Origin of the sequence: Bacillus cereus group sp. Bc061 (assembly GCF_027715825.1) — a bacterium.
In the GTDB taxonomy this organism is placed as follows: domain Bacteria; phylum Bacillota; class Bacilli; order Bacillales; family Bacillaceae_G; genus Bacillus_A; species Bacillus_A paranthracis.
The window spans coordinates 1,252,940-1,265,666 of sequence record NZ_JAQFTZ010000001.1 but is presented as its reverse complement, the minus strand read 5'-3'; the positions used below and the strand labels follow the sequence as shown (position 1 = coordinate 1,265,666).

Genomic DNA, 12,727 nt, shown 5'->3' with positions numbered 1-12,727 from the left:
GAGCTGTTGAGAGTATTCTCAGCAGCTCTTTTTAGTATGTGCATATGCAAGGGAATAATCACGCCAAATTTCATTCATTTTCCGTCTACCGACATCAACACCTTGGTTAAATTGAATGGCAGCTTGTTGACGTACCGCATGTACATGTTGGATTGCTTGTTGCAATTGTTGTTCCACAGAATGGGATTTTTTATTTGCCTGTTTTACAATTGAATATCCAGCAACAGTCCCTTGTGCCATTGCAATTTTCCCGCTTTCAATGCCAGTTATATTGCCGGCTACAAATAAACCAGAAAGAGGGGTTTCCATTGCTTCGGAATGGAGAGGAACATGCCCGCCTAATTCCGGAATGTAACGGAACGGACAGCCAGCTACAGCGGCTAGTTCAGCGAGAGGATATAAGCCACCGGCAATACAAACGAAGTCTGCTTCATATATTTGTTCCGATCCGGTTACGATATTTCCTTTCGTATCAATATTAGCAATGCGTACACCTTCAACTTGATTTGTTCCGATAATTTCAAGAGCTGCTTTTCGAAGGTGAAGAGGTGTACCGTTTATTTTCATTCCGCTGTTTGGATAGAAGGTTAATCCGGCTTTTCGAATCCAGTCATATTTCATAAAATGGCTACCTATGCGTAGAAAAGCAGAAGGAGCGAGATGAGCCGCATTTAAAAGAGAGTTTAAAACTTCTTCTGGTTCTCCAGCCTGTTGACTTAATTCACTTTTTTCAGGAAGTACGATATGTTCAACTTTGATGCCTGCTAATTGTAATTCATTCAAAATAGCGAATGACAAAATGTTAGCACCAATAATGATTCCTTTTTCCCCAACTTGAACGCGATGAACATTTGTCATTACTTGGGCTGCCCCGATTGACATGACTCCTGGAAGTGTCCAACCGGGAAGGGGAATGGAGTACTCAGCAGCGCCAGTAGCAAGTAAAACGAACGGTGCTTCTAACGTACCGATATTCGTATGTACGTACCAAGAACTTTCATCTTTATCTAAATTATAGACGGAAATGCCACATTGAATATTAACTGAAAGAGATTGTGCTTCTTCGTGAAGGCGTTTTGATTCTTTTATCCCGTTCCACCATTCTCCAGTAGGTTCTTGATGTAATTGTCCTAACAATCTTCCGCCAGGCTTCATAAATTCATCAATAACAAGTACATTCAGTCCAAATCGAGCGCAAGAGATAGAGGCTGATAAACCCGCTGGGCCAGCTCCGATAATTATGACATCATTCATCGCTTTTTCACCATCTCTCTCACGATATTTGGATGCTGTTTACCACTAGCAACAACCATATCTTTTTCAACGACAGTTAAGCATGCTCGTACGTTTGCTTGATTGTTTACTGTGACGCGGCATTCAGAACAATGTCCGATATTACAGTAAATACCTCGCGGCGTCCCGTTATCTTCGTGCACTCTTAATGTTCTTATTCCGTTTGCAAGTAAAGCGGCCGCAATCGTTTCATGTTCATATGCTTCATATTGTTGACCGTTAAATTGAAAAGTAATGCGATTACTATTATGTAAACTTCCTAAAATAGGGTGATGTGTAATTCTACTCATTTACTTTCACCTACCGATCCAAAAGTAACTGCTCGTACCGGTGGTTGATATTTCAATGGAATATCATTTGTAGTTACGCCTGGATTTGCATGTTCAATCATTCGATCTATCATCATTCTACATGTGCGGCCACCGCAAAATCCCATGCCAGCACGTGTTCTTAGTTTTAATTCTCTTGCCGAGCATTTATATTCAGCAATTGTCGATTGAAGTTGACCGTATGTAACTTCTTCACATCGACAAACAATTAAGTGGTCTTTATTCGTCATATGTATTCCTCCTCTAGTTCGGTTTGCACAAATTATATAATGCAAAAACTATGCCAATATAGAGGAGGTAAGGTTTATTGTAACCCGAGCTTTTTTAAACGGTTATATAAAGTGGCTCTCGTAACACCAAGTTGTTTCGCACATTCTAATTTATTTCCATTCAAAATGCGTAAAGCCCTCTCAATGACCTTTTTCTCATGTTCCTCCATCTCTTCTTGTAAAGAGAGGATTGTATTATTGTTGCTGAGTAATAAGGAATGAGCCGCATGATTATCTAAAGTTTCGGTTGTATGAAATGGTAAATATTCTTGCTTTATAATACCGTCAGTCGCAAATACGACAAGTCTTTCAATAACGTTACGGAGCTCGCGAATATTACCTGGCCAATTGTAATGAAGCAGTTCATGCATAATGCTTGAAGGTAAGTCGCGAATGGGTCTGTTATAGTTTATTGAAAAATCGTTTAGGAAAGAATAGGTTAATTCAATAATATCTTCGCGTCTTTCGCGCAGCGGTGGAATATGCAAACTAACTACATTTAGGCGATAGTATAAATCTTCTCGGAACGTGCCTTTTCTCATTTCTTCTTGTAAATCACGATTGGTAGCAGCGATAATACGGAAATCAATATGAATCTCTTTTTCTCCACCAACTCGGTAATATTTTCTTTCTTGTAGTACACGTAAAAGTTTTACTTGCATATCGAGCGGCATTTCGCCTATTTCATCAAGGAATAATGTGCCGCCTTGCGCGAGCTCTATTTTACCCTTTTTCCCTTTGCTATTTGCACCAGAAAACGCCCCGCGCTCATAGCCGAATAATTCACTTTCAAATAATGCTTCTGGAATTGCGCCGCAGTTAATTGAAATGAACGGAGCTTTAGCTGCTTCACTTGCATCATGAATTGCTTTCGCAAATACTTCTTTTCCAACACCACTTTCGCCGAGTATTAAAACAGTTGATTTCACCGAACAAACTTTTCTAGCTAATTGTATTGTTCTTTGTATAACGGGGCTCTTTCCATTCATCGCAAGAAAAGGGTCTGATTCATCTTTATACTTTGCTACTTCTTGTTCTAAACGGTGCATTTCATGTGACATATTGAATAGTTTTTCATTTAATGCGACTTGATTTGTAACGTCAGTTTCTGAAACGACTGCTCCTATAATTTCATCGTTACAATAAACTGGATTTGAGTTAATTAATACGAACAAATCTGGACGAGGTTGATGGAACTGAGCGATTATACTTTTTCCGTCATGTAATGATTGCAAAATTTCCAAATCTTTATAGTCAAAAAAACGAGTGATAGGTTGCCCAATAATCTCATTATGCTTGACTGAAAAGATCTTCTCGGCGCCATCTGTCCAGGTGCAAACGCGTTCTTTATCATCGATGACTGTAACGGAAGAATCCGTTGTTTGTATTACGGTGTTATAAAAAGAATGGAGTTCATTGTATGACTTAACAAGAAACGGGATGATTTGCTGAGCTGTTATACAGCATATAGGCTCTTTATTTTCGTTCATTATGATAACGACTATTTCATTGGAAAACGCGTCAATTAAAGCGGTGAATGATTCATCTTCATATATTACTGCACAGTTATATTTTTCTGTAGTAGAAGGGCGGTAATAATACTTTCCGTTAATTTGCTCAATATGTTGCAAGCAGTATGTATGATTAATGGATAAAATTTTTAGAAATTCTTTTATTGTGGGAAATGAGAATGCCATATTGTCCTCCTATTATGTATAAAAATTTTGACAGTGATAAAAAAATAATACACTTATTTGCGATGAATTTAAAATATTTTTACAAATAAAAATATTATTTATAAAAATTGTATATATGTACAGTTGGCACGTCAATTGCATAAAAGAAAGTGAGAGCTTTAGGGGAAGGAGGAGTATTTTGTGAGGCACTGCGACGTTTTAATAATTGGCGGCGGTATTATTGGCTGCTCGATCGCTTATTACACTTCAAAATACGGAAGAGACGTAACAATCATTGAAAAAGGAGAATTTGTCAGCGGGACGTCTTCACGGTGTGACGGAAATATTTTGGCTATTGATAAAGACCCAGGATTTGATAGTCAAATGTCGTTAGTAAGTCAAAAATTAGTAACGGATTTAAGTGAAGAGTTAGAGCACTCATTTGAATATAGGGCACCAGGAAGTATTCTCGTATGTGAGTCGGATGAAGAGATGGAAGCAGCGCAGCAATGGGTGAATCGTCAAAAAGAAGCGGGTTTACCGTTTCGAATGCTTGATAGGCAAGATATAAGAGCAGAATCGCCATTTTTTGCAGATGATTTATTAGGCGGGTTAGAATGCGCAACAGATTCGACTGTAAATCCATATCTTCTTGCTTTTTCACTTCTTGCAGAATCGAAGAAATATGGTACGAAGGCTTTTAATCATACGGAAGTAAAAGAAATGAAAAGAGATAAAGACGGTTCCTTTATTGTAGAAACGACAAATGGGACGTTTACTGCGAAGCAAGTGGTGAACGCAGCGGGTGTGTGGGCTCCGAAAATCGGACAAATGTTGGATGTAAATATCCCAATTGAACCGAGAAAAGGGCATATTATTGTAGCTTCAAGGCAACAACACGTTGGTTGCCGTAAAGTAATGGAATTTGGTTATTTAATTTCTAAATTTGGCGGACAACGAAAAGTGGATGCTTTAACTGAAAAATATGGGGTAGCTCTTGTGTTTGAGCCGACAGAAAGCCAAAATTTTTTAATTGGTAGTAGTAGAGAGTTTGTAGGGTTTCATACGAAGATAAATAACGAGGTTATTAAATGTATTGCGAACAGAGCAATACGTTTTTATCCGAAAATGGCGGATATGATGGTGATTCGTTCCTATGCTGGATTACGCCCATGGACAGAGGATCATTTGCCGATTATTTCACGTGTGGAACATATCCCAAATTACTTTATAGCAGCAGGGCATGAGGGGGATGGCATTAGTCTTGCCGCAGTTACAGGAAAAGTGATTGAAGAGTTATTAAATGAAAAAGAAACAATCATTCCTATTGAACCACTTCGTTTGAGTCGTTTTACAGAAAGGGTGTTAAACGGATGAGGTCACAAAGAGTCTTTACGACGATTGATACACATACGGGCGGGAATCCAACGAGAACATTGATTAGCGGCCTGCCTAAGTTAATAGGCGAGACGATGGCAGAGAAGATGTTACATATGAAAAAGGAGTATGACTGGATTCGCAAATTGTTAATGAATGAACCGCGTGGTCATGATGTAATGTCAGGAGCACTATTAACAGATCCGTGTCATCCTGAAGCAGATATTGGTGTTATTTACATAGAGACAGGTGGATATTTACCGATGTGTGGTCACGATACAATTGGTGTATGTACAGCTTTAATTGAATCAGGTTTAATTCCGGTAGTTGAACCGATTACCTCGTTAAAGTTAGACACGCCAGCCGGGTTAGTTGAAGTGGATATCTTTGTTCAAGATGGAAAAGCGAAAGAAGTCTCCTTTTGTAACATACCAGCTTTTTTACTGAAACACATTACTGTAGACGTCGAAGACATTGGAACTGTAGAGGCGGATATTGCGTATGGAGGGAATTTTTATGCCATTATCGATGCGAAATCAGTAGGGTTAGAGTTAGTACCAGAAAACGCATCTGTAATCATAGATAAGGCAATTCATATAAGAAATATCATTAATGAGAAATTTGAAATCATTCATCCAGAGCATTCGTTTATTAGAGGATTAACCCATGTGGAGTTTTATACAGATCCTACACATGAAAGTGCGCATGTGAAAAATACAGTTGTCGTTCCGCCTGGAGGAATTGATCGTTCTCCATGTGGTACAGGAACATCAGCAAAGTTAGCGGTATTATATGCTAACCAAAAAATTGAGATTGATGAAGAGTTTGTTCACGAGAGTATCGTTGGCTCTTTATTTAAAGGTTGTGTCATAAATACGACAAATGTTGAAAATATGGAAGCTGTCGTAACGAAAATTACAGGTTCAGCTTGGCTTATGGGGATGCATAGATTTTTTTACAATGAAAAGGATCCACTGAAAGAAGGCTTTTTGCTAATTCCGCCGATGGAACATGAAACGGAGGATGTAAAATGAACATTCAAAAAATGTATACAGCAGTAGACGTACACGTAAATGGCGAGGTATTCCGTGTAATCAAAGATGTACCATGCAAGTACTACTACAATTTAGAACAATTAAACGAACAATTTTCAGGTGAATTAGCGGAAGAAATGCAGCTTTTATTAAATGAACCGCGTGGTTTTATCGGTTTAAATGGATGTATCGTCGTTCCTTCTATTCATCCGGAAATCGATGCAGCTGTATTATTTTTTAATCATGAAGGGTCAATACCTCTTCATTACGGAGGTATTGTCGCAGTCATAACGATGTTACTAGAAAGCGGATATTTAAAAAAGAGAGAGACGAATCAATACAAAATCGAAACGTTATCTGGCATATTTTTAGTTCATGCGTATGTAGAGCATGATGAAGTTGTATCTGTTTCGTTTGAAAGTAAAGTATGTTATATGATTGAGAAAAATTTACAAGTTGAACATATAAGTTACTCTCTCATACAGGCAGATAAAGTATACGCAGTTGTAGAAAAAGATGCGTATTCACCAGAAATTCATATTGAAAACATTTCTGAATTGAAAAAATGGGGAGAAAGTACACTACAAGCTATACAAAAACAGTCACTTATAAAAAGACTTATTTTAGTAGATTCCACGCAAAAAGAAAAGAACCATATAAAGTCAATTACATTTCATGAAGATAACTTTATCGTACGATCGCCAGGTTTTGTTTCTACTATTGTGTCTTATGTTCACGCGTTATTTAAAAATAATTATATAGCGGATAAACCTTTTATAAATGAAAGTATATGTAATAGCTTTATAACTGTTGAAAAAGTGAAGAAGGAAGAAATAGGTTACATTTTCCGTTTTGAAAGTAGAGGATTTATTACAGGGATGCAGACGTTTCTATTAGATCCTACAGATCCGTTTCCGACAGGATTTTTATTAAAATAAAATAGTAAAGGGAGAGATAAATATGAAAAATATTAAAGGGGCATTTCCAGTATTAATCACACCGATGGATGAGTTTCAAGAGATTAATTGGAACGGTGTAAAACAAAACGTAAACTACTTTATTGAGCAAAAAGTGGCTGGCATTATTATTAATGGAAGCACAGGAGAGTTTGTTAGTTTATCAAAAGAAGAACGATTTAAAATGGTAGAAACAGTATTAAAAGAAGTTGATGGTCGTATACCAGTTATTGTTGGAACTGCTGCGGAGACGACGAAAGAGACGATTGAATACACGAAACATGCAGAAGCGCATGGAGCGGATTGTGCATTAATTATAAATTCGTATTATTGTAAACCGAAAGAAGAGGAAATATATTTTCATTTTAAAGAAATCTCAAACGCTGTAAATATTCCAATTATGTTATACAATAACCCGTTTACATCTGGTGTTGATATGAGTACAGAACTCATGCTACGTATTGGAAAAGACTGTGAAAATGTTACACATATTAAAGAATCTAGCGGAGATATTCGAAAAGCGAGAGATTTAGTAAGACAAGGCGAAGGTGCTTTTCAAGTGTTCTGTGGATCTGAAGATTTAGTTATGGAATCTTATTTAGTTGGTGCGACGGGCTGGGTTTCAGTAGCAGGTAATATCGTACCGGGACTTGTTACAAAAATGTATGAGCATTTCCAAAATGGTGAATTAGAAAAAGCTTGGGAAATAAACGACGCTATTTTACCCCTTTGCGAGTTTCTTGAAGGATCAGGAAAGTATGTGCAAATTGTGAAACGATCAATGGAATTACACGGGCAAGCTGGAGGACCTTCACGTTATCCGAGACTCGGATTAACTGAAGAAGAAGATCAAAAACTTCAAACGATTATTTCAAAAATTGCAGCTCATGCAGCTGTTTAAATAAGGAGGAGAGCATAAATGTTAACGAAAAACATTGAACTAAAACCAAAAGTGAAAGCGTTTTTAAATGAAGAAATTAAAATGTTTATTAATGGTGAATTTGTTCCTTCAATTAGCGGGAAGACGTTTGAAACATACAATCCAGCAACAGAAGATGTTTTAGCGGTCGTATACGAAGCACAAGAAGAGGATATCGATGTCGCAGTAAAAGCGGCACGATCTGCATTTGAATCAGGACCTTGGGCAGAAATGACTACTGCTGAAAGAGCACATCTTATTTATAAATTAGCAGACTTAATAGAAGAGCATGGAGAAGAATTAGCACAGTTAGAAGCTTTAGATAATGGGAAGCCATATCAAGTAGCACTGGATGATGATATTGCAGCGACTGTAGAAAATTATCGCTATTATGCGGGATGGGCTACGAAAATTATCGGGCAAACCATTCCGATTTCAAAAGATTATTTAAATTACACACGCCATGAACCTGTTGGCGTTGTAGGTCAAATTATTCCTTGGAATTTTCCGCTCGTTATGTCTTCTTGGAAAATGGGAGCTGCACTAGCAACAGGTTGTACGATCGTATTAAAACCAGCAGAACAAACTCCTTTATCGTTATTATATACAGCGAAACTTTTTAAAGAAGCAGGTTTTCCAGATGGTGTTGTAAACTTTGTGCCAGGTTTCGGCCCTGAAGCGGGAGCTGCAATTGTAAACCATCATGATATTGATAAAGTAGCCTTCACAGGTTCAACAGTTACAGGAAAATATATTATGCGTCAATCTGCAGAAACAATTAAACATGTAACGTTAGAACTTGGTGGTAAATCACCAAATATCATTTTAGAAGATGCTGATTTAGAAGAAGCGATTAACGGTGCATTCCAAGGTATTATGTATAATCACGGCCAAAATTGTAGTGCTGGATCTCGCGTGTTCGTTCACCGAAAACATTACGAAACAGTCGTAAATGAACTAGTAAAAATGGCGAATAACGTGAAACTTGGAGCAGGTATGGAGAAGGAAACGGAAATGGGTCCTCTCGTATCTAAAAAGCAACAAGAGCGTGTACTACATTACATTGAACAAGGAAAAGCTGAAGGCGCGACTGTTGCTGCTGGTGGTGAACGTGCATTTGAAAAAGGTTATTTTGTACAGCCAACAGTATTCATAGATGTTACTGACGATATGACGATAGTTAAGGAAGAAATCTTCGGTCCAGTTGTCGTTGTACTTCCATTTGATTCAACGGAAGAAGTAATCGAAAGAGCAAATCGCTCTTCTTACGGACTCGCTGCAGGCGTATGGACACAAAATATTAAAACAGGACATCAAGTTGCCAATAAATTAAAGGCAGGAACGGTATGGATTAATGATTATAACTTAGAAAATGCAGCGGCACCATTTGGTGGGTTTAAACAATCTGGTATCGGCCGTGAGTTAGGTTCATATGCGCTTGATAATTACACAGAAGTGAAAAGTGTTTGGGTAAATATAAAGTAATAGAGAGATGAAATAATGAGATAGACGGACAACTGGAAGTTTTAATAATAGTTGTCCGTTTTCTTATATATAAAATAGTGTTCTAAAGAATGATAAGGGGGATTTGGATGGAGCAATTAGTAGAGTGGTTAGTAGGGCAAGTGTGGAGTATTGGTTTAGTTGTTTTCGCGTTAGGAGCAGGTGTGTATTTTACAATTGCAACTCGTTTTCTTCAAATTCGTTATTTTAAAGAGATGATTAAACTATTATTTGAAGGGAAGAGCTCAGAAACGGGAATATCATCCTTTCAAGCATTTTGTTTAGCTTTATCAGGTAGGGTCGGAATAGGTAATATTGCAGGGGTCGCGACAGCTATCGCTTTTGGCGGGCCGGGAGCTGTATTTTGGATGTGGGTAATGGCTCTATTAGGAGCAGCTAGTGCATTTGTTGAATCAACATTATCTCAAGTATATAAAAGTAAAGTTAGAAATGAATATCGCGGTGGTACACCGTATTTCATTGAAAAAGGCTTAAACATGAAATGGTTTGCAATCATTGTAGCAGTCGTTGTAACACTTTCATATGGTGTGTTATTACCAGGTATTCAATCTAGTAGTATCGCAGTTGGATTCGAAAACTCTAATGGGATTAGCAAATATATAACTGGTATATTGTTAGTCATATTATTAGCGGCAATCATTTTTGGTGGCGTAAAGAGAATTGCAGGCGTTTCACAAATGCTCGTTCCATTTATGGCAATTGGATATGTAATTGTTACATGTATCGTATTAATTGCGAATATAACGGAAATTCCAAGTATGTTCGCTTTAATTTTCTCTAGTGCTTTCGGTATAAATGAAATGTTTGGTGGAATCGTCGGTGCAGCAATTGCATGGGGCGTAAAGCGCGCTGTATTTTCAAATGTAGCTGGCGTTGGAGAAGCGACGTATAGCTCTGCTGCGGCTGAAGTATCTCACCCAGCAAAACAAGGGTTAGTTCAAGCCTTTTCTGTATACATTGATACAATTATCGTATGTACAGCGACAGCTCTTATGATTTTAATAACAGGTATGTATAATGTTATACCGGAAGGGAAAAGCGCTATTGTAAAAAATATAGGGAATGTTGATGCTGGTCCAATCTATACACAACAAGCAGTTGAAACTGTTATGACTGGGTTTGGTCCATTATTCATTTCAATCGCAATCTTCTTCTTCGCATTTACAACTTTACTCGCATACTACTATATCGCTGAAACGACACTTACTTATTTAGATCGTGAGCTTAAATATAGCTGGTTAAAACCAGTTTTGAAAATTGGATTTTTAATTATGGTTTACATCGGTAGCATAGAATCAGCGTCGCTTTTATGGAATCTTGGGGATTTAGGAATTGGTAGTATGGCATGGTTAAACTTAATTGCGATTCTACTATTAAGTAAAATCGCGTTAAAAGTGTTAAAAGATTATGAAGCGCAGAAAAAAGAAGGGAAAGATCCAGTATTTGATCCTAAAAATGTAGGAATTGAAGGTTTAACATTTTGGGAAGAAAGAAGTAAAGAGGTTCAAAGAAAAAATGTTAAAGAACAAGAGGTAGTGGATGATAGTCTGAAACTGTAGTTTAAATAAACTGAACATTCACTCTATTGAACGAGGTATATTGCCTTCTTTTCATCACATACTACAGTAGGTACAGATAATTTGAATGGGGGTAATAATAAGATGGAACACGAACAACATCATAGTTCAGTAAATGACGTTCTACATCATTATAAAGAAGGAATCGGTAGTTTTACAAACCAAATTCCTGAAATTGCTGAAACATATAATGCATTCACGCAAGCTTGTTTTCAAGAGGGTTCTTTAACAAAAAGAGAAAAACAACTTATTGCATTAGGAATTAGTCTAGCAACGCAAGATGAATATTGTACCGTTTATCATACAAAAGGGTGTCTTGATCAAGGGTGTTCAGATAAAGAAATTCTGGAAGCGTGTGGTGTATCAGCAGCATTTGCTGGTGGAGCTGCAATGAGTCAAGCGGTAACTTTAGTGCAAGAGTGTTTAACAGAACTGAAAAATCATAAGCATTGAATAGAAAAAAACGTTTTAAACTTTATGTTTAAAACGTTTTTTATGTGAAATTACATTTGTATTCACTTTAATATTTTATATCTTCATAAATCGAATTCTCTACATCAGGAAGAACTGTGTATATGCTTTTACCGATTAAAGCTTCTAATTCTTTCTTAATTGCATAAAACCCTTTCCAATGTAATGATGTATGAGACGTTGTACCGTGACGTAAACCAACGGAAATCAATCTTCTTTCCAGCGTAGTAAAACCATCCGCGTCAGCAAGAGCATCACAAAGAGTAATTACTTTATTGTATAAATCGTAGTTACAATGTTCATTCAATATTTCAAATAACTGGATTCTCATATGATCAGGAACGAGACTCCACTCCGCTGCGATATCTATATGTTCATTTTTGCATGGGAATGAGTGTGTAACACAAATAACAGCGTTTCCTGTATACCCTAAATCATTCATATACATATAACCATCGTAGGAATGAATGACCGATTTGGTAAAACCTTTGTATCTTCCGATATCATGCAAAAGGGCAGCATTATATGCTATATCAGCATCTAGGTTATACCCATTTTTAATAAGTTCTATAATTATGTTTTCAGTTGCCTGAGCAACATTTATTGAATGTTCAAACCAAGGACCGGGGTTTTGTTCATATGCCCATTCGAGTAATTCTTTTGCATATGATCTATCTACTATATATTTCATATCGTTATCCTTTCCCTAAAAAATCATGTTTTAAAGAATTTCATCTTAGTATATCATTATTCCTCCTTTAAAAATTGGTACAATGAAACAAAAGGGGGATTAGTAATGCAAAATTTAGTAATTGAAGAGATTAAGAAAATAAATGATGATATGGAAGAGCTTTCTGAACTTTTGAAAACGGTTGTAAATGATGGGGCGTCAATTGGTTTTTTACCTCCACTGGATCAAAAAGAATCAGCGAAGTATTGGGAAACTGTTTTAGCACCAGAAGTGATCTTATATGTTGCTAAAATAAATAATGAAGTGGCAGGGAGTATTCAATTACATTTCGTTACAAAGCCTAATGGGATTCATAGAGCTGAAATTTGTAAGTTAATGACTCATCCAAACTTTAGACGTAATGGCATTGGACGTTCACTTATGCGCAAAGCAGAGGAACGAGCGAAGCAAGAAAACAGGACTCTTTTAGTGCTAGATACTAGAGAAGGAGATCCTTCGAATAAATTGTATAAATCATTAGATTATCAAGAAGCTGGAAAAATACCAGAATACGCAATTTCTCCAAATGGTAATTTAGATGCAACAGTTATTTATTATAAATTTTTATAAGT

General features: G+C 36.9%; 13 protein-coding genes. 8 read left to right on the top strand and 5 right to left on the bottom strand.

Annotated elements, in window-relative coordinates; translation table 11 throughout:
• Positions 1-18: 18 nt before the first annotated feature.
• The 4 genes from PDQ40_RS06615 to PDQ40_RS06600 form a co-directional block, all read right to left on the bottom strand.
• Positions 19-1,254 (bottom strand): NAD(P)/FAD-dependent oxidoreductase, encoded by a 1,236-nt coding sequence (locus PDQ40_RS06615; protein WP_001000598.1) that lies wholly within the window; start codon positions 1,252-1,254, stop codon positions 19-21.
• Positions 1,251-1,583, bottom strand: coding sequence for a (2Fe-2S)-binding protein (locus PDQ40_RS06610; RefSeq protein WP_000087049.1), 333 nt, complete (start codon positions 1,581-1,583; stop codon positions 1,251-1,253). Before PDQ40_RS06610 ends, PDQ40_RS06615 begins: the two co-directional genes overlap by 4 nt.
• The gene (locus tag PDQ40_RS06605; RefSeq protein ID WP_000182238.1) at positions 1,580-1,852 is read right to left on the bottom strand and encodes a (2Fe-2S)-binding protein; all 273 of its coding nucleotides are present in this window, start codon (positions 1,850-1,852) and stop codon (positions 1,580-1,582) included. Before PDQ40_RS06605 ends, PDQ40_RS06610 begins: the two co-directional genes overlap by 4 nt.
• Before the next feature lie 74 nt (positions 1,853-1,926).
• Positions 1,927-3,588 carry a sigma-54 interaction domain-containing protein gene (locus PDQ40_RS06600; RefSeq protein WP_061184661.1) on the bottom strand — a complete coding sequence of 554 codons (1,662 nt, stop codon included), beginning with the start codon at positions 3,586-3,588 and terminating at the stop codon, positions 1,927-1,929.
• A 180-nt stretch (positions 3,589-3,768) separates the two neighbouring features.
• Between PDQ40_RS06600 and PDQ40_RS06595 the strand changes: the two genes are divergently transcribed.
• The 7 genes from PDQ40_RS06595 (at position 3,769) to PDQ40_RS06565 (ending at position 11,407) form a co-directional block, all read left to right on the top strand.
• Positions 3,769-4,944 (top strand): NAD(P)/FAD-dependent oxidoreductase, encoded by a 1,176-nt coding sequence (locus PDQ40_RS06595; protein ID WP_001215250.1) that lies wholly within the window; start codon positions 3,769-3,771, stop codon positions 4,942-4,944.
• Complete coding sequence (locus PDQ40_RS06590) at positions 4,941-5,978, top strand: proline racemase family protein (RefSeq protein ID WP_073541741.1); 1,038 nt, start codon at positions 4,941-4,943, stop codon at positions 5,976-5,978. The genes PDQ40_RS06595 and PDQ40_RS06590 overlap by 4 nt, the downstream gene beginning before the upstream one ends.
• Complete coding sequence (locus PDQ40_RS06585; protein ID WP_073541740.1) at positions 5,975-6,916, top strand: proline racemase family protein; 942 nt, start codon at positions 5,975-5,977, stop codon at positions 6,914-6,916. The genes PDQ40_RS06590 and PDQ40_RS06585 overlap by 4 nt, the downstream gene beginning before the upstream one ends.
• Positions 6,917-6,938: 22 nt before the next feature.
• Entirely contained in the window at positions 6,939-7,835 is an 897-nt protein-coding gene (gene dapA, locus PDQ40_RS06580) for a 4-hydroxy-tetrahydrodipicolinate synthase (RefSeq protein WP_073541739.1), read from the top strand.
• 18 nt (positions 7,836-7,853) lie between these two features.
• Positions 7,854-9,338 (top strand): aldehyde dehydrogenase family protein, encoded by a 1,485-nt coding sequence (locus PDQ40_RS06575; protein ID WP_000956381.1) that lies wholly within the window; start codon positions 7,854-7,856, stop codon positions 9,336-9,338.
• A gap of 107 nt (positions 9,339-9,445) precedes the next feature.
• Entirely contained in the window at positions 9,446-10,936 is a 1,491-nt protein-coding gene (locus PDQ40_RS06570) for an alanine/glycine:cation symporter family protein (RefSeq protein ID WP_270691294.1), read from the top strand.
• A gap of 102 nt (positions 10,937-11,038) precedes the next feature.
• Positions 11,039-11,407, top strand: coding sequence for a carboxymuconolactone decarboxylase family protein (locus PDQ40_RS06565; protein WP_000399705.1), 369 nt, complete (start codon positions 11,039-11,041; stop codon positions 11,405-11,407).
• A 67-nt stretch (positions 11,408-11,474) separates the two neighbouring features.
• On the opposite strand, the gene PDQ40_RS06560 is transcribed toward PDQ40_RS06565, so the two are convergent.
• Positions 11,475-12,116, bottom strand: coding sequence for an HD domain-containing protein (locus PDQ40_RS06560; RefSeq protein WP_270691293.1), 642 nt, complete (start codon positions 12,114-12,116; stop codon positions 11,475-11,477).
• A gap of 105 nt (positions 12,117-12,221) precedes the next feature.
• Here PDQ40_RS06560 and PDQ40_RS06555 point away from each other — a divergent pair, with 105 nt between their 5' ends.
• Positions 12,222-12,725 (top strand): GNAT family N-acetyltransferase, encoded by a 504-nt coding sequence (locus PDQ40_RS06555; RefSeq protein ID WP_001180575.1) that lies wholly within the window; start codon positions 12,222-12,224, stop codon positions 12,723-12,725.
• Positions 12,726-12,727: the final 2 nt, after the last annotated feature.